Raw genomic sequence first — 17,724 nt, 5'->3', positions numbered from 1 at the left:
CGCCGGAGCGGGCGGCCGGGAACCGGCCCCGGCGCCCGGCCGGCGCGGCGGGAGAAACAATCGGGGCGATGACGCACATGCGATGGACCCACGACCAGATGCCCCGGCTCGACGGGCGGACCGTGATCGTCACCGGCGCGAGCAACGGGGTCGGCATGGCGACGGCGCGCGGGTTCGCCCGCGCCGGAGCGCACGTCGTGCTCGCGGTCCGCAGCCTGGAGCGCGGCGAGGCAGCCGCCCGCGCGGTGCGCGGCAGCAACGAGGTGCGCAGGCTCGACCTGGCCGACCTCTCCTCCGTCCGCGAATTCGCGGAGTCGTGGTCCGGGGACGTCGACGTGCTGGTCAACAACGCCGGTGTGGCGATGGTCCCGGCCGGGCGCACGGTCGACGGGTTCGAGATGCAGTTCGGCACCAACCACCTGGGGCACTTCGCGCTGACGAACCTGCTGCTGCCGCACATCACCGGTCGCGTGGTCTCGCTCGGTTCCGGGGCGCACCGGTTCGGCGCGATCGACTTCGAGGACCCGAACTTCGAGCGCCGCCCCTACCGGCCGGTCGCGGCCTACGGCCAGTCCAAGCTGGCGAACCTGCTGTTCGTCCTCGAACTCCAACGACGGCTGGAGCGGGTCGGCTCACCCGTGCGCGCGCTGGCCGCTCACCCGGGCTACACCTCCTCCGACCTCGGAACCCACGGCCGGAACCGCCTGCTGGTCGGGGCGACCCGCATCGCGGGCTCCCTGCTGGCCCAGGGCCCCGCCACGGGCGCGCTGCCGAGCCTGTACGCGGCGACGCAGGACCTGCCCGGGGCCGCCTACGTCGGCCCCGACGGGCGGCGGGAGCTGCGCGGGCATCCGACGCTCGTCGGCCGCAGCGCGCGGGCCAGCGACCCGGAAGCGGCGCAGCGCCTGTGGGAGATGTCGAGGCGGCTCACCGGGATTCCCGGCCCGGGCGACCTCCTGGCCTGAGCGCCAAGCGGGTCAGCTCACGCGGGAGGCCACGATCGCGCCGTGCGGCCGAGCACCCGGATCGTCGCGGGTGTCGCGGGCCGAGACGGCGAACCCGGCTTCCTCGATCAGGTCGCTGAGCTGGTCGACCGGCCAGAAGTACGCGGTGGTCACGGCGTGGTCGAAGGGTTCGAGCTGCGGTCCGCGGCAGAAGCCGACGAGGAGTCCGCCGCCGGGTTGCACGACCCGGGCGAACTCGGCGAGCGCGGCGGGGACGCGGTCGGGCCGCACGTGGATCAGCGAGTACCAGGCGAGGATTCCGGCGAGGCTGGAGTCCGCGATGTCGAGCTGCTCGGCGACGCCTTCCCGGAAGGCCACGTCCGGGAAGCGCTTCCGGGCGGCGTCGACGAATTCCGGTGTCGGATCGACACCTCCGACGTCCAGGCCCTGCTCGTGCAGCCAGTGCGTCCAGTGCCCCGGCCCGCACCCGACGTCGAGGAGCGGCCCCTCGGGTTGCGCGCGAGCCCACCCGGCGATCAGCTCGCGATCGGGTGATGCCGTCGCCTCGATGTCGCCGAGGAGCGCGATGTACTCCTCCGCTCGCCGTCCGTACGCCTCGCTCGCAGAACCTTCCGCCACTCGGCATGTATACCACCGCCGAACGCCGAATCCTCGCGGATCGGGCCGAAACCGGACGCGGCCGCGACCCGCGCGCGAACCCTGATTTTCACGAGAACCCGCACGCCGGGGGATTCCGCTGGTAGCGGGCGCATCAGAGCGGCCGCGTCAAGGGGGTTCGAGCGAAACGATTGCCATGTGGCAAGCAAATTCCGGCGGAAATGGTGGTAGCCTGCCGAAGATCACGACCCGACGCCTGCCGCGGAAGCATTTTCGCATGTCAGTCTGGATCTCCGAGCCAGCTGAGCATCTGATGCGATCGCCGATCCACCGCACCACGTCCGCCCCGCCAGCGAGCCCTCACCGATCCACTGCCGTGTGAGCCCACCGTTGCCGCTGGTCAGGACGCCAGGCCGAGGACCAGGGCGCAACCGAGCACATCACCACGCGAGCGGAAGAGCAGTTCGGGTGCGGTCGCGCCCACGACGTCGTCGAGAACTGAATTCGCCGAAACGGAGGAAAGGCCCATGCCACAGCTCGAACCGGTCGCCAAGAATTCGGACAAGGGGTACGTAGCTCTCCTCGGCTGGAGCCTCAACGCCGTGGAAGCTCTCGACCGCTTCGACCGCAGGTACGTCGTCGTCGCCCCGGACTGGGCCGAGAAGTACTGCGTCGAGCACGACATCCCCTACGTGCCGTGGAACTTCGAGCGGCTCAACGACCGCTCGATGGAGATCTCCGAAACCCTCCAGGAGATGGGCGTCGACGTCGCGATCCCGCTGTTCGAGGAGACCGTGGAGTGGGCCGGAGCGATCAACTCGGTCCTGCTGGACAACCCGCGCCTGCTCGGCCAGTCCATGCTGCTGCGCGACAAGGCGCTGATGAAGCGTCGCGCGCAGCTGGGCGGCATCCGGGTCGGGATCTTCGAGGAGGCCCACGACCGGGACGACGTGGTCCGCTTCCTCAAGCGCGTCAACCAGACGCTGCTCAAGCTCGACGGCGACCCGAACGACCCGATCCACGTCAAGGCCTTCGACAAGGCCGGGTGTCTCGGGCACCGCGTCATCCGCACCCCGGACGAGATCGACCAGATCCCCGACGACGAGTTCCCGGTCCTCATGGAATCGCACCTCGACGGCTGGGAGTTCGCCGTCGAGGCGTGGATCCACAACGGCAAGATCAAGTTCCTGAACATCTCCGAGTACGTCACGCTCGGCTACTCGGTGTTCGTGCCCGCGACCCCGGAGCTGGAGCGGTACCGAGCCCAGATCACCGAGCAGATCGAGAAGCTCATCAAGACCTTCGACATCGAGTTCGGCTTCGTTCACCCGGAGTACTTCGTCACCAGCGACGGCGAGATGTACTTCGGCGAGGTCGCCTACCGGCCGCCGGGGTTCAAGGTCTTCGAGCTGCTCGAACGGGCCTACGGGTTCAACGCCTACCAGGGCCTGGTCCTGGCGTTCGACCCGAAGACCACCGAGGAGGAGATCGACGCGTTCTTCCCGCGCGAGGTGGTCGACGCGACCGGGGTCGCGGGGTGCTTCGGCGTCTACCCGCGCCGCCGGGTCGTCAACGAGCTGCAGATTCCGGAGCAGACCGAGGACGACGACTACTATGATTCGCATGACCTGTCGGCACCGCTGGAGGAAACGGTCACCAAGAGGACGGCGTTCGGCACCCACTGGGGCTTGCTGTACTTCTTCGGCGAAGACCCCTACCGGATGCGTGAACTGCTGAAACAGCAGGAAGAGCTCGACTTCTACGTCTGACGGCTCCGTCGACGCAGGAGAACTACCCGAGGGACACCGTTGAAACCGACCGCCGACGCCTCGGGCCAGGTCACGACGCTGGACAAGCGCGTGACCTCGCTCGACGGCGCGATCCAGGCCATGGCCGAGGCTCCCGACTTCAGCAAGCACGCGAAGCTGCGGCGGGTGCTGGAGGCGCTGCGGCGAGTGCTGCTGCAGCAGGGCGGCGCCGCGGCGGTCCAGGCCAGGGCGCAGGCGCTGGAGGAAGCCGGGCTGTTCCGGGGAACCGACTGGGCGTCCCCGGAGATCCTGATCCCGTCGCTGGTCGGCCCCGGGCTGCGCAGCGACGACGTGGACACCGTCGTGATGGAGGTGACCAGCGAGCTGCGCATGCTCGCCGTCGCCCGCGAGGAGTTCGCGCATCCGACGATCTCCGCCGAGGACGCCCGCCAGTTCCTGACCCAGGTGCTGGCCATGAACCTGGAGCTGCTGTTCACCTCGCCCAGCGAGGCCGAACGCATCCGGCAGGGCCGGATCGCGCGCCTCATCCGGGACCTGTTCCGGCACCTCGCCGACGAGATCGGCTACGACAGCGTGCTGGACAACCTGGTCGACGAGATCTGGCGGATCCTGCGCCAGCGCCCGATCCAGGTCGACCAGGTGCAGTCGCTGATCACCCGGATCGCGATCTACCGCGGTGATCCCGACATCGACCTGGGCGCGTCGTCCGGGCAGGGCATCGACCGGCTCATCACCAGCCTGTTCGGCACCACCGAGGCCTGCCGGGACGACCCGGGCATCGACGTCTTCCGCTCCCGGCTGGAGGCGCTGGACACGCGGGGCCTGCAGTACGAGGCCACCGGGTTCGCGCGGGCGATGCACGACACCGGGCTGGTGTCGCCGTACCACGCTGAGCTGCTGCGATTCGTCATGTCCGACAGCGACTACCTCGTCGGTGAAGCGCTCGGCCTGTCCGACACCGGCCGGAACTGCCTGCTGCGCTACAGCGACCTGGTGCACGAGCTGGTCGACAAGGCCGTGCACCCGCAGACCGCGCAGTGCGTCTACGGGCTGGCGCTGCTGCTCGACCGCGGCATCCTCTACGAGCCGCCCGTGGAACCCGCGCTCTGGCGCCAGCTGGCCCTGGACCTCTCCCCGGCCGCGCGAGAGCGGCTGACGCTGGCCTTCGGCGACGAACCGGATTCGGTGGCGCGGCTGACGGCGGGAGTGCTGTCGATGCTGGGCCAGCCGCTGGGCGTCGGACAGGGCGACAACCCGACCTGCCAGTCGGCCCGCGCGCTGTCGATGTGGGCCAGCAACGACCCGGACTACCTGCTGCAGATGGTGGTCTGGGCGGCCCGCGACGACGAGGTCATCATGCACTTCGAGGGCCGGCCGATCTCGTCGAAGGACCTCGCCTCCGGAGTCGCCACCTCGCTGCCGACGGACCTCGACCCGGTCTCGCTGCTCGTCGTGCCCCACCTGGACCGGATCTACGCCGAGATGGGGCGGCGCTGCGCCGACCGGCCGGGCGACCCGCACCGGTGGGTCAACCCCGAGTTCCACGGCTGGTGGGCGGCCCGCGGGTTCCGCATCAACGTCGACGTCGCGACCGGCAACCTGATCGACCTCGAGACGTTCCTGCGCGAGTTCCACGCCAGCTACCACCCGGCCTACAACGGCGACCGGCCGCTGATCCACCCGCAGCCGGCGGGCGTCGCGGTCACCGACAGCGCGGCCCGCTACGTCGGCTGGCACGCGATCACGATCCTGCGGGTCGCGCGGGATCCGCAGGACGTCATGCGGGTCTACTTCTTCAACCCGAACAACGACAGCGGGCAGGACTGGGGCGACGGCGTCGTGGTCTCCACGGCGGGAAGCGGTGAGCGCTTCGGCGAGGCGTCGCTGCCGTTCGACCAGTTCGCCTCCCGCCTCTACATCTTCCACCTCGACCCGCTCGAACGGATGGAGCCGGAGCGCGTTCCCGCCGAGGACATCGCGCGGATCACCGGGTACATCGAGCGCAGCTGGGGAGCCGAGCGGTTACCCGCGGGCAGCCTGCAGGCCGCCCAGGACCCGCACCCCTGACCAGCGCTTCAGCCCCTCGGCGCGCCGACGGCGTCGGTGCTCGTCGTCGCGGCGAGGGCGTCCTGGACGGTGGCGTGGCACTCCAGCAGGGCGCGGATCCCGGCGGCGTGCAGCGCGTCCAGGACGGCCTCGCCGGCCGCGACGACGTGCAGCGCCCCACCGCGAGCGTGGGCGAGCATGTGGGCGTGGGTGAGCAGTTGCAGGTCCGGGACGTCGAGCACGTGCGCGTCGGTGAGGTCCACGACGACCAGCCGCGCCGTGGACGTCGGCTGCGGCCAGAGCATGGTCTCGAGCTGGTCGACCGTGTCGCGGTCCACGGGTGCGCTGACGGTGGCGACGACCGCGTCCGGTCGCGGGAACGTCACCTGAACGCTCGCCGCAGGTGCCTTGCCGGTGGTGTCGTGCGGAGCCTCGTCGCCGAGAGCTCCGGCAACCCGCTGCCCGAGGGACATCCTGTCGTCCTTCCTCGCGTCGACGGCATCCGTCGCCGGCCGACCGTTGCGGCCTCACCCGATCAAGTTGAACCACGCGATCTTACCGGTTGCTTGCCGCGTGGCAAGCAAATTCGCGGAGAACGCCGGGCCTCCGGCTCGTCGCTCCGGAGCGGATCAGTGCCACGTGGCAAGCGATTCGAGGCTCAGAGCAGGATCCAGCTCCGCTCGTCCGCGGCGGGGAGCTCGTCTCCGCGAGGCCCGATCCAGTCGATGCACACGGCCACGGCGTCGTCGTCCAGGTCGCTGTCCTGGAGGAATGCCCGCAGGTCGCTGAGCAGCGATCGCACTGCCTCGGTGGGTGGCAGTCGGCGGCTGGTCTGCAACGCCCGGTGCAGCGAGGCGGTGCTGTAGTCGCGATCGGCGAGCACGGCGTCGTAGATCCCGTCGGTGAGCACGAAGAGCCGATCGCCCGGCTCCAGCTGGAGGTGCTGCTCGTCGTACTCGGTGCCGTCGACCAAGCCGAGCGGGAGCTGGGCCTCCAGTTCGACGCGCTCGACGCTGTTCTCGCGGACGAGCCACAGCCGCGGCGAGCCCGCGTCGATGACGCGGACCTCACCCGTGGCGAGGTCGATCCGCATCAGCAGCGTCGAGATGTGCTGCGTCCCCGCGTGGTGCGCCCACACGGCCTGGTCGGCGAGGGCGGCCTGGGTGACGAGGTCGGCGCCGCTGCGCCGCGCGTTGCGCAGCGCTGTGATCGCCAGCGTGGTCAGCGCGGCCGCCGTCGTGCTCTCGCCCATCCCGTTGGTGACCGCGACGGTGAGCGAGTCCAGGTCCTGGGCCCAGTCGAAGTTGTCGCCCCGCACCGCGTAGGCGGGTTCGAGCTGACCGGCGAGCCGGTAGGAGGCGCTGGCAACGGAACGCACCGGCAGCAGCTGCCACTGCATCTCGGCGGCGAGCGTCAGGCGCTGCGGTCGTCGTGCGCGCTGGTAGCGGTCCGTCGCCACTTCGGCGAGCACGATCGCGTGCGCCACGAGTTCGGCCGCGACGGCCAGTTCTTCGCGCACCGCCTCGTCCGGAGCTTCCGGCAGCCGCAGCCACAGGACGCCCGACCGGTCGCCCCGCACCGTCATCGGCAGGACCAGCGCGACCTCGTCGTCGAGCGGCTGCTGGATGCACACCTGGTCGCAGAAGACGCGTCCTTCCAACGTCGCCACCAGCGGAATTCCGGGGGCTTCCGGCTCGATGACCGGTTCCAGGACGGCGAGGCGCAGGTCGGCCAGGTAGATCTCCAGCCCCGCGACCCCGAAGTGCTTCCCCAGCAGTTCCAGCAACGTTTCCGGCAGCTCGTGAGCCGGCGCGGCCCGCAACGCGCGGTCGAGGGAATCCAGACGTGTCGCGACGGTCACCATGTCTCCGGCTTCACCCAAGTCCGCTCAACCGCGGACGTTCTCGGCTCCTGGCGTGCCAGAATACGTCCGGTATCGCAGTGCGCGGACTTGATACACCCGGCGAGGAGGATCCTCCGGTGCGCAAACCCGATCCCCTGTCCAGCGAACACCTCGACGACCTCGAAGCGGGTATCGGGGTTCTCATGGTCGTCTGGGGACGCAGCGCCGAGCGGATGAAGCCGACGGTCTCCCCGTCGCAGCTGCGGGCGCTCGTCGTCGTGGACCGCCACGGCTCGATCAACCTCATGAGCCTCGCCGACGAGCTGGGCTCGATCCCGTCGGTGACGAGCCGCGTCTGCGACCGGCTCCAGGCCGCAGGCCTCCTCGACCGCGTCGCGGGCTCCGACGACCGGCGCGAGGTCATGCTCCAGCTCTCCCGGGACGGCCGCCGCCTCCTCCGCCAGTTCCAGCGGGAACGCCAAGCCGACCTCAAGCAGGTCCTCGACGCCATGCCCCCGCGCACCCGCACAGCCCTGCTGACCGGCCTCAACGCCTTCCACGCAGCAGCAACGGACCTCGACCTCCCAGACGAAGAACTCGCCTGACCCCGAGGCGCCTCTCCTCAGTGCGAAGCCGTGATCACCGGAGGGTGGTGGTCACGGCCTCCGGCCTTGCCGATCAGGTGCGGCGGAGCGGGATCCGGTCGAGGTCTTGGCCGACGACGAGGGTGCCGGAGAACTCCTTCGCGGCCTCGTGCCACCGCGGGGACTCCAGCTCGCCCGGGACGAAGTGGTGGAGCGCGAGGGTCCGCACCCCGGCTCGTTCCGCGACGCGGCCGGTGTCGGGGATGGCCGTGTGGGCGGTGAGGTGGTGGTCGATCATCGAGCGCTGCTGCTCCGTGCGACCGCCCTCGTACTGCCGGTGGACCCACTGCTCGTCGATGACCTCGTGGACGAGGACGTCCGCATCGGCGGCGAGTTCGATCAGGTTCTCGCACACCCCGGTGTCGCCCGAGAACACCACCGAACCTTCGTCGGTGTCGAAGCGGAACGCGAACGCGGGGGCCACCGGCGCGTGCTGCACCAGGGTCGCGGAGACCCGCACCCGGTCGTCCTCGTAGATCGGGAACGGCCGCATGCGCGGGCACGGGTGGTGGTCGGGGTCGAACGAAACGTCCTGGGGCAACGCGATGTCGCGAGCCACGAGGAGGTCGTCCGGGTGCCGTCTGAGGTTGTCGCGCAGCCTGTCGTTGATGTCGGTGGCGAACGCCCGCGTGAGGTGGCGCGTCATCTCGGCCAGCCCCGGTGTCGGGCTGTCCGCGCAGATCGTCGCCGGAGGCGTCAGCAGGTGCGGTGAGGCGGGAGGGACCCGGCCGCGGTCACCGGGCCCGAGCGCCACGACCGGCCGCTCGACGCCTTCGAGCTTCTCGTACCAGCCGAAGAGCAGCAGGCTGAAGAAGTCGATCGTGTGGTCGGAGTGCAGGTGGGTGACGAAGACTCCGCGCAAGCGATCCAGCCCGAGCCCTGCCCGGATCATCTGGCGACCCGTCCCGTACCCGCAGTCCACGAGGTAGACGGCGTCGCCCACGACGAGCGCCGACGCGATCCCGGCGCGATCACGTCGCCAGCGCGGTCCGCCTGAGGTGCCGAGCAGGATCACTTCGGTTGCTGAAGACATCGAGAGCTCCTTCTCCGGTGGCGGCCGGCGGGACCCGTCGGCTCGGTCATCCGGAATCGGGTGTGCGGATTCGGAGATGAGGGTCGGTCGCCCTCCCGCCCGCAGTGCATGATGACAGCACTCGTTGACATTGTCTTGGGTTGACATTTTCAATCATCTAAGTTTCATTGTGATCTGCGTGACCACTCGCCCGCCGCACAGCGGCGCAGCCGGCACGAGAGGACCTCGATGAGCAGCACCGTTTCGTTGCCCCGCACCATCTTCGACGCCGACCACGAGGCGTTCCGCGATGTCGCCCGACGCTTCGCCGAGCGCGAGGTCGCCCCGCACCTCGCCGAGTGGGCGGATGCCGGGCGCGTGGACCCGGCGATCTTCCGGGCGGCCGGAGAGCTCGGCCTGCTGGGAGTCGGCGTCGACGAGCGGTTCGGCGGCGGGGGCGTCGACGACTTCCGCTTCAACGCGGTGCTCATCGAGGAGCTGTGCCGGATCGGCGCGCAGGCGGTGACCATGAGCCTGTCCGGGTTCAACGACCTCGTGGCGCCGTACTTGAACGCGCTGGGCAGCGACGAGCAGAAGCAGCGCTTCCTCGCTCCGCTGTGCGCCGGGGAGAAGATCGCGGCCATCGCGATGAGCGAACCGGCGGCGGGCAGCGACCTGGCCGCGGTCACCACCACCGCGACGCGCGACGGGGACCACTACGTGGTCAGCGGCGCGAAGACGTTCATCTCGAACGGGATGCTCGCCGACCTCATCATCGCCGTCGTCAAGACGGATCCCGCCGCGGGCAAGCGCGGCATCAGCCTGCTCGTCATCGAAGCCGATGCGCCCGGTTTCTCCCGCACAGGACCGCTGCGCAAGATCGGACTCGCAGCGCAGGACACAGCGGAGCTGCACTTCGACGACGTCCGAGTCCCGCGCGCCAACCTCCTCGGCCAGGAGGGAGAGGGCTTCGGCTACCTGCGGCACCACCTGGCCCAGGAGAGGCTGAGCATCGCGGTCGCCTCCATGGCGTTGATGCGCCGAACGTTCGGCACCGCGCTGGAGCACGCCGTCACCCGCACGGCCTTCGGGCGGCGAATAGCGGACTTCCAGGCCAACCGCTTCTACCTCGCGGAGCTGGCGACGGAGATCGAGATCGCGCAGTCCTTCGTGGACCGCTGCGTCCTCGCCGCCGCGCAGCACGACTTGGACGAGATCACCGCGGCGATGGCGAAGTGGTGGGTGACCGAACTGCACTCGAAGGTGGTGAACCGAGCCGTCCAGCTGCACGGGGGCTACGGGTTCATGGCCGAGTACGACGTCGCAGCCGACTACCTCAACTCCCGCGGCAGCACCCTGTACGGCGGAACCACCGAGGTCATGAAGGACATCATCGGCCGCAAGCTGATCTCGAGCCGATCGGACTGAGCAGACCGAAGGAGCCACACCCCATGCGCAACGAAGGCACCGGTTCCTGGCCCCACCGCAGGTTCCGGCTCTCCCCGGAGAAGGTCGCGATGTCGTTCCGCGATCGTCGGATCACCTACCGGGACCTCGACGACCGGGTCACCCGGCTCGCGCACGCCCTGCGGGAGCTCGGGGTCGGGCGCGGGGACCGGGTCGCGCTGCTGAGCGCGAATCACCCCGCCTACCTCGAAGCGCTGTTCGCCTCCGGCCTGCTCGGTGCGATCTTCGTCCCGCTCAACGCGCGGCTGACCGCACCGGAAGTCGAGTTCGCCCTGCGCGATTCCGGCGCTTCGGTCCTCATCCACTCGCAGGAGCTGACCGAGATCGCGCGGGCCTCGAGCGGTTCCGCGACACGAGTCGTCATGCGCGACGGGGACTCACCCGCGGACGCCGTCGGCTACGAGGACCTCATCGCCTCGGCCGACACCGCGCGCATCGACGAACCGGTGTCGCACGACGACCCGTGCTTCATCATGTACACCTCCGGTACGACCGGTCGCCCGAAGGGCGTGGTGCTGACGCACGGCAACATCGTGTTCAGCGTCATGAACGCGGTGATCGACCTCGACCTCACCAGCGATGAGACCGCCCTGGTGTGCGCTCCGCTGTTCCACACCGCGGCGTTGGACTTCGTCGCGCTGCCGACGCTGCTCAAGGGCGGCACCGTGGTCATCGAGGAGGGCTTCGAGCCCGGCCGGGCCCTGCGGGCTCTGGAGAGGGAGCGGATCACCTACACCTTCGGCGTGCCGACCATGTTCGACGCGCTCAGCTCCCACCCCGACTGGGCCTCGACGGATCTGTCCGCCATCCGGCGGGTGATCGTCGCCGCGGCACCCGTACCGCCCCGGACCCTGCGGACCTACGCCGAACGCGGCATCAAGATCTGCCAGGGCTACGGCCTGACCGAAACCGGTCCGGGCGCGCTGATCCTCACTCCGGACGACGTGGAGCGCAAGCGCGGAACCGCCGGTGTTCCGCACTTCTTCACCGACGTCAGGGTGGTGGACGAGGACGGGCGCGAGGTGGCGCCGGGCGAGCGCGGCGAGATCCAGATCTGCGGTCCGAACGTCATGCGCGAGTACTGGAACCGGCCGGACGCCACCGCCGACGCCTTCACCGACGGGCGCTGGTTCCGCTCGGGCGATGTCGGGCTCCCCGACGAGGACGGCTTCGTGACGATCGTGGACCGGCTCAAGGACATGATCATCTCCGGCGGGGAGAACGTGTACCCCGCCGAGATCGAGGCGGTGCTGCTGGAGATGCCGGGCGTGGCCTCCTGCGCGGTTTTCGGCATCCGGGACGAGAAGTGGGGCGAGGTCGGCTGCGCGGCGGTGAGCCTGGACGACGGGCACGCGCTGACGCACGAGCAGGTGGTCGAGTACCTCGGGGAACGCCTGGCGAAGTACAAGATCCCGAAGTCGCTGCTCGTGCTCGACGAGATCCCCCGCAACGCCACCGGGAAGATCCGCAAGAGCGAACTCCGGCGGCTCCACGCCCGCTGACGGGCCGTCCCCCAGCGGCGCTGTCCGACGCGCTGCGCGATCCCCTCGTTCACCGACCGAAGGAGCACCATGACCGAGACCGGCTCCGCGAGAACGCAGTCATCACCCCCGCGAACGGGAGAAGCCGCCCGCGTGGTGCTGTCGAGCTACCTGGGAAGCACGCTCGAGTACTACGACTTCCTGCTCTACGGCACCGCCGCCTCGTTGGTGTTCGGGCCGGTGTTCTTCTCCGGCCTCTCGCCCGCCGCTGCGACCATCGCCTCGCTGGGCACCTTCGCCGCCGGCTACCTCGCGCGCCCGCTCGGAGGCGTCGTGTTCGGCCACTTCGGCGACCTGATCGGCCGGAAGAAGATGCTGGTGCTGTCCATGGCCATCATGGGAGCGGCCTCCTGCCTGATCGGACTGATCCCGCCGGCGTCGATGATCGGGTCGTGGGGTGCGATCGCGCTGGTCACGCTGCGGGTCCTCCAGGGCGTCGCGATCGGCGGCGAGTGGGGCGGTGCGGCGCTCATGGCGCTCGAACACGCCGAACCGAAGCGGCGGGGCTTCCTCGCCGCGTTCACCAACGCGGGTGCGCCCACAGGTGCGCTGCTGGGCACCCTCGCCATGTCCGGAGCGGCGCTGCTGCCCTCCGAGGACTTCCTCAGCTGGGGATGGCGCGTTCCCTTCCTCGTGTCGGCCGTGATGCTCGCGCTCGGCCTGTACGTCCGCTCCAAGGTCAGCGAGAGCCCCGTGTTCCGAGCGGCCGCTGAGCGCGCGGCCCGGGAGCGGGCCGACCGCGAGGAGTCCGCTCCGCCGCTCTTCGTCGTGCTGCGCCGCCCGCGAACCGTGGTGTTCTCCGCGTTGGCCTGCATCGCCGCCTTCGGCATGCAGACCGCGTTCACCACGTTCGCGATCACCTACGCGATCAAGCACGGAGGGGTGAAGTCCGAAGTGCTGCTCGGCTTCGCCGTGGGCCAGTTCTGCGCGATCTTCCTGGTGCTCGGCTACGCCCGGCTGTCCGACCGGGTCGGCCGTCGACCGGTGATGCTGGGCGGCCTGGCCGGGATGGTGGTGCTCGTCTACCCGCTGTTCATGCTCCTCGCCCAGGGCACCCTCGCAGCGGCGGCGTTCGCCTTCATCGGTTACACGTTGTGCCAGAGCGCCACGTACGGACCGATCGCGGCCTACATCTCCGAGCAGTTCGGCACGCGCAGCCGCTACACGGGCGCCTCGCTCGGCTATCAGCTGGCGACCCTGGTCGGTGCGGGCTTCACCCCGGTGATCCTGGCATCGCTGTTCGCCTCCGCCGGCGGCTCGATCCTGCCGGTCGGCCTGTTCATCATCGGGCTGTGCCTGGTCAGCGCGGTGTTCATCCTCCTGGGCGGCGAGAGCAAGGACAACGATCTGGATGCGGTGGGCGGACGCTGATGGGGTCCGCCCACGGCCGGATCAGCTCGTGCTGTTCGGGAACACGATGTGCTGCAGGCTTTCTCGCAGCTGGTCCAGCGCTTCGCCGGACAGGTGCTCGAGGTACCCGGCTTCCACCTGCGCAGCGCGCGCACTGGCGTCCGCGTGCAGCTCGCGCCCTTCGTCCGTGGCCACGATCAGCTTGTTGCGGCGGTCCGCCGGAGCTGCCGTGCGTTCGACCAGGCCGCGCTCCTCGAGGTCGTCGACCAGGCCCACGATCTGACTGGGGTCGAGCCCCATCGTGGCCGCGACGCTGCGCTGGTTGACCCCTTCGGGCGCTTCGCACGCCAGCGCCAAGACGGTGTACGAGCGCACCTTCAGACCCAGCGGGACCAGTGCCTTGTTCACCGCACCGGCCAGGATCCCCCCGGAACGCGAGAGCAGAAAACCGAGGTCCTCCGCCAACGAGTGGCCTTGCGACTGCGGCATGCGTCTCCCCTGTCCACATCTCTACATCTAAATAATTGAAAATCTTAACTATGGATTTTACCATGCGAAGGACTCGACCTAAGGAGCATGATGGATCTGAGCACCAAGGTTGCCGTCGTCACCGGTAGCGGGCAGGGCCTGGGCCTGGCGTACGCGAAGGAGCTCGCGCGGCGCGGAGCCGCGGTGGTGATCAACGACGTGGACCGCGCCACCGCGGACGCCGCCGTCGCCGAGATCGTCGAGTCCGGAGGCCGCGCGATCGCGGTGGTGGCTCCGGTGGGAAGCGCGGAGACGGCCGAGCGACTGGTGGCCGCCGCCGTCGAGGAGTTCGGCCGACTGGACGTCCTGGTCACCAATGCCGGCATCTTGCGGGACAAGGTGCTGTGGAAGATGACCGACGAGGACTTCGACGCGGTGATCGACGTGCACCTGCGCGGCACCTTCACCTGCGTTCGCCGGGCGGTGCAGCGCTTCCGGGAGCAGGGAGAGGGCGGTCGGATCATCTGCGTGGGTTCTCCCGCCGGTCAGCGCGGCAACTTCGGGCAGACCAACTACTCGGCCGCGAAGGCCGGAATCGTCGGCATGGTCCGGACTTGGGCGATGGAGCTGCAGCGGGCCGGCATCACCGTCAACGCCCTGTGCCCGGTCGCCGCGACGGCGATGACCGAGACCATCCCGTTCCTCGCACCGCACGTCGAGTCGATGAAGCGCGGCGAGCCGCTGCCTGCCGTCATCCGGCGCGACGTCGGGATGGGCACGCCCGAGGACGCCGCAGGAGTCGTCGCGTTCCTGGCCTCCGAAGCGGCGGCAGAGATCACCGGCCAGGCCATCTCGGTCGGCGGGGACCGGCTCGCGCTGTGGTCGCACCCGCAGTTGACGACGACCGCGTTCCACGACGGCGGGTGGTCGGCCGACGACATCGCGACCGCATGGGCCGCGACCTTCGATCACGCCGTCGAGTCGGTGGGCGAGGAATTCCCGGAGGAGGTGCCGGCCCGATGAGCGACGAGGTGACCCGATACGAGTGCGCCGTCGACTTCGACGCGATCGAGGCCATCGACGTGCACACCCACGTCGAGATCGACGGGTGCGGGCACAAGTCCGTCGACGACGAGCTGATGGCGGCTTCGGAGAAGTACTTCAAGTCCGGCCACGAGCGCACGCCCACGATCGACTCCATCGCTGCGCACTACCGGGAGCGCAACATGGCCGCCGTCGTGTTCACCGTCGACGCCACCTCGGCGTCGGGCCACGCGCCCAACTCCGTCGAGGAGATCGCCGAACTGGCCGCCGCGCACAACGACGTGCTCATCCCGTTCGGCTCGGTCGATCCCTGGCAAGGAACGACCGCGGTCAAGCGCGCCCGAACCCTGCTCGACGACTACGGCGTGCGGGGCTTCAAGTTCCACCCGAGCCTGCAGGGGTTCGAACCCAACGACCGCCGGTTCTACCCGCTGTACGAGCTGCTCTCCGAGGCCGGCGTGCCCGCGCTGTTCCACACCGGGCAGACCGGCATCGGTGCCGGGCTCCCCGGTGGGCACGGCATCAAGCTCCGCTACTCGGACCCGATGCTGCTCGACGACGTCGCGGCCGACTTCCCCGATCTGACGATCGTCCTGGCTCACCCCGCGGTGCCGTGGGTCGACTCCCAGATCTCGATCGCCATGCACAAGGCGAACGTCTACATCGACCTGTCGGGGTGGTCGCCGAAGTACTTCCCGCCGCAGCTGGTGAAAGCCGCCAACACGATGCTCCGCGAGAAGGTCCTCTTCGGCTCCGACTTCCCCGTCATCCAGGTCGACCGCTGGCGCAACGACTTCGCCAAGCTCGACATCAAACCCGAGGTCGCCCCGCTGATCTTCAAGGAGAACGCGCTGCGCGTTCTCGGCGTCAAGAGCTGACCGGCCGCGTTCGAACGAGGAGATGCCATGACCGACAGCACGACCGCGCCGACCACGACCCGCGTCGCCACGCTCGCCGACCTCCAGGCGCTGGAGGGAGCGGAACTGGGCACGAGTTCCTGGGTCGAGGTCCCCCAGCAGCGGATCAACACCTTCGCCGACGCCACGGACGACCACCAGTGGATCCACGTCGACCCCGACCGCGCCCGGGCGGAAAGCCCGTTCGGAGGGCCGATCGCGCACGGCTACCTGACGCTCTCGCTCATCATCCCGATGTGGGCGGAGGTCCTGCAGGTGGACAGCGCGACCATGGCGATCAACTACGGGCTGAACAAGGTCCGCTTCACCAACCCGGTTCCGGCCGGTGGCCGGATCCGCCTGCACGCGACGCTCACAGCGGTGGAGGTTCTGCCGAAAGGTGGCGTGCAGCTGATCGTCGGCGGGCGGATCGAGCTCGAGGGCCACGAGCGTCCGGCGGTCGTCGCCGAGGCCGTGTACCGCTTCTTCGAATGACCCACCGCTGTACCGGTGGACGCGTCACCTTCGTGTCCACCGGTACAGCGCGAAACCGGTGACGGACACGGCTGTTCGAGCGGATTTGACGAATCACCGAGGAAAGCGACACCGGCTACCGCTGAATCGTCCGGGTGATCACCTCGCGGATCGACGCGCGAACTCGCGTGAGGCGGAACGAAATCGTCACGCCGCGTGAAGTGGTGGTGCGCGATACTGGGATTGAACCAGTGACCTCTACCGTGTCAAGGTAGACAGTCGCAGGCCCCTGACCTGCGAAAATCGAGAACCAGCAGGTCGCGACCATACCGTTCCCGCCACCTAGATGCGGTTGAGTGCAGTTCAAGGAACATCCATCCTCCCAAAATCCTCCCAAATCTTTGCTCCCAGAGATCAACAACGCTCACCGAAAGAGAGCCGATCAGCTGACAGTCCCAACCCGGATGAGCCGAGGTGTCTACGCCCGTCCGCAGCGGTGACACTGAAACGAGCGAGAAGCCCTGGTGCAGGTCAAGGCGTCAACCAAATCCTGGGCAGACCCATCGAGTAGCCGACGATGCGGTTGAAATAGCAGTCCTTGACCCCACACAGATACAGCTTGCCCTCCGAACAGGGGTTTCATACCCTAAAGTCACTAAGCGTTTCAGATTCAGCACCCCGGGCAGCGGACTCTGAGCTGCTTTCTCCGACGTTGCGGGAGGTCAGCGGGTCGTGGCGCGCCATCACCCAAAGCATTATCGGGCCTCCTCGGGACGCATTTGCGTGGGCTCACACAATTCATTGACTAGTATGCGCCCGTGAGCTTAGCGCGACGGACCAATGACTCCCGAAAAAAATAGAACCCCGATAGCAAGAAAAAAAATTCCACCTGCGACTGCGCCCCACCTATGCCAGAGGAACCACCTCGCCAACTTCTCATTTGACATTTTTGGCCAATAACTACTAGCGTTTTTTGTACTGACCCGAGCGAAGGGTTTGCTGAACGCCACAAAAAGGAATCCTGCAACGGTAAGGATTGCAACTAATAGTGATTCAAAATTCATCTCGACTTCAGCCTCGGAATTATTGATGAAAGCTCCCGGCAAACTTGATCAAACCCTGGCGCGATGAAACATCATCGCGCCAGGGTTTGATCATATTACCAGAACCACTGCCAGGTATACGTCGCGTATACGCTCAGTGGAGCCACGCCAACACTTCCTCCACCAGAGGGAACGCCTGCGCTGTACCCAACGGCCCCTTTACCCAGAAAGCCTCCTGAGAAGAAGAGCTGCAATCCGCTACCGATCCCCGACCCCACGGGCGTAGTTGTCGCGCTAATACTGGCGTCCGGAGTTCCAATTCCCAGACTGAAATTCAAACCGTAATTTCCACTGGTGTCTCCTGCGAACCCTATTCCTACGCAAAGCAGGAAGCACGCTTGGCCTCCGACGTTGCCAGCCGGAGCAAGGCCGCAGATTGGGACTGTCGGGGTAACGGTGTTTCCAGCCTGACGCGCCGGGCGTGGGTCCGGCGGGATGGGCACTGTGAGTGATGAGCTCTGACGCTGTGAGCGCAGACCGGAAGAAGATCGGCAAGTCGGATCGG

At 68.4% G+C, this 17,724-nt stretch carries 15 protein-coding genes; 10 read left to right on the top strand and 5 right to left on the bottom strand.

The features are described from left to right. Positions 1–68: 68 nt before the first annotated feature. Entirely contained in the window at positions 69–965 is an 897-nt protein-coding gene (locus tag KBO27_RS13690; protein WP_210970396.1) for an oxidoreductase, read from the top strand. Positions 966–977: 12 nt separating this feature from the next. Here KBO27_RS13690 and KBO27_RS13685 read toward each other — a convergent pair whose 3' ends face one another. Then, the gene (locus KBO27_RS13685) at positions 978–1,583 is read right to left on the bottom strand and encodes a class I SAM-dependent methyltransferase (protein WP_210970395.1); all 606 of its coding nucleotides are present in this window, start codon (positions 1,581–1,583) and stop codon (positions 978–980) included. Positions 1,584–2,089: 506 nt separating this feature from the next. Between KBO27_RS13685 and KBO27_RS13680 the strand changes: the two genes are divergently transcribed. Both KBO27_RS13680 and KBO27_RS13675 read left to right on the top strand, forming a co-directional pair. Further along, positions 2,090–3,331, top strand: a complete 1,242-nt coding sequence (locus tag KBO27_RS13680) for an ATP-grasp domain-containing protein (RefSeq protein WP_210970394.1) — start codon at positions 2,090–2,092, stop codon at positions 3,329–3,331. 39 nt (positions 3,332–3,370) lie between these two features. After that, complete coding sequence (locus tag KBO27_RS13675) at positions 3,371–5,398, top strand: hypothetical protein (protein ID WP_210970393.1); 2,028 nt, start codon at positions 3,371–3,373, stop codon at positions 5,396–5,398. Positions 5,399–5,406: 8 nt separating this feature from the next. Here KBO27_RS13675 and KBO27_RS13670 read toward each other — a convergent pair whose 3' ends face one another. Together KBO27_RS13670 and KBO27_RS13665 are read right to left on the bottom strand one after the other, a co-directional pair. Continuing rightward, positions 5,407–5,850 carry an STAS domain-containing protein gene (locus KBO27_RS13670; RefSeq protein WP_210970392.1) on the bottom strand — a complete coding sequence of 148 codons (444 nt, stop codon included), beginning with the start codon at positions 5,848–5,850 and terminating at the stop codon, positions 5,407–5,409. A gap of 185 nt (positions 5,851–6,035) precedes the next feature. Next, complete coding sequence (locus tag KBO27_RS13665) at positions 6,036–7,259, bottom strand: PP2C family protein-serine/threonine phosphatase (RefSeq protein ID WP_210970391.1); 1,224 nt, start codon at positions 7,257–7,259, stop codon at positions 6,036–6,038. Between the two features lie 98 nt (positions 7,260–7,357). Here KBO27_RS13665 and KBO27_RS33665 point away from each other — a divergent pair, with 98 nt between their 5' ends. Further along, on the top strand, positions 7,358–7,825 hold the full coding sequence (locus tag KBO27_RS33665) for a MarR family transcriptional regulator (RefSeq protein ID WP_210970390.1): 468 nt from the start codon (positions 7,358–7,360) through the stop codon (positions 7,823–7,825). Between the two features lie 73 nt (positions 7,826–7,898). Here KBO27_RS33665 and KBO27_RS13655 read toward each other — a convergent pair whose 3' ends face one another. Further along, a complete protein-coding gene (locus KBO27_RS13655) occupies positions 7,899–8,897 on the bottom strand; it encodes an MBL fold metallo-hydrolase (RefSeq protein WP_210970389.1) in 999 nt (332 codons plus the stop codon). Between the two features lie 228 nt (positions 8,898–9,125). On the opposite strand from KBO27_RS13655, the gene KBO27_RS13650 reads away from it, so the two are divergent. The 3 genes from KBO27_RS13650 (at position 9,126) to KBO27_RS13640 (ending at position 13,255) form a co-directional block, all read left to right on the top strand. Next, positions 9,126–10,304: an acyl-CoA dehydrogenase family protein gene (locus tag KBO27_RS13650; RefSeq protein WP_210970388.1), complete on the top strand. Its 1,179-nt coding sequence runs from the start codon at positions 9,126–9,128 to the stop codon at positions 10,302–10,304. A 23-nt stretch (positions 10,305–10,327) separates the two neighbouring features. After that, on the top strand, positions 10,328–11,845 hold the full coding sequence (locus tag KBO27_RS13645) for an acyl-CoA synthetase (RefSeq protein WP_210970387.1): 1,518 nt from the start codon (positions 10,328–10,330) through the stop codon (positions 11,843–11,845). Positions 11,846–11,914: 69 nt separating this feature from the next. Further along, complete coding sequence (locus tag KBO27_RS13640) at positions 11,915–13,255, top strand: MFS transporter (protein WP_210970386.1); 1,341 nt, start codon at positions 11,915–11,917, stop codon at positions 13,253–13,255. Positions 13,256–13,276: 21 nt separating this feature from the next. Here the strand turns inward: KBO27_RS13640 and KBO27_RS13635 are convergent, their stop codons facing one another. Then, positions 13,277–13,723: a MarR family winged helix-turn-helix transcriptional regulator gene (locus tag KBO27_RS13635; RefSeq protein WP_210970385.1), complete on the bottom strand. Its 447-nt coding sequence runs from the start codon at positions 13,721–13,723 to the stop codon at positions 13,277–13,279. A 90-nt stretch (positions 13,724–13,813) separates the two neighbouring features. Here KBO27_RS13635 and couN point away from each other — a divergent pair, with 90 nt between their 5' ends. From couN to couM, 3 genes are read left to right on the top strand one after another with little or no spacing between them, the layout of a single operon-like run. Next, positions 13,814–14,725 (top strand): 4-hydroxyphenyl-beta-hydroxyacyl-CoA dehydrogenase, encoded by a 912-nt coding sequence (gene couN / locus KBO27_RS13630; protein WP_210970384.1) that lies wholly within the window; start codon positions 13,814–13,816, stop codon positions 14,723–14,725. Positions 14,726–14,733: 8 nt separating this feature from the next. Then, the gene (couO, locus tag KBO27_RS13625; protein WP_307870429.1) at positions 14,734–15,624 is read left to right on the top strand and encodes a 4-hydroxyphenyl-beta-ketoacyl-CoA hydrolase; all 891 of its coding nucleotides are present in this window, start codon (positions 14,734–14,736) and stop codon (positions 15,622–15,624) included. Between the two features lie 27 nt (positions 15,625–15,651). Further along, positions 15,652–16,137, top strand: coding sequence for a p-hydroxycinnamoyl-CoA hydratase (gene couM, locus KBO27_RS13620; RefSeq protein ID WP_210970382.1), 486 nt, complete (start codon positions 15,652–15,654; stop codon positions 16,135–16,137). The last annotated feature ends 1,587 nt before the right edge of the window (positions 16,138–17,724 follow it).

It is taken from the genome of Saccharopolyspora endophytica (genome assembly GCF_018070075.1).
Classification (GTDB): domain Bacteria; phylum Actinomycetota; class Actinomycetes; order Mycobacteriales; family Pseudonocardiaceae; genus Saccharopolyspora; species Saccharopolyspora endophytica.
The sequence above is the reverse complement of the archived record's forward strand: the minus strand, read 5'-3'. Positions and strand labels throughout refer to the sequence as shown.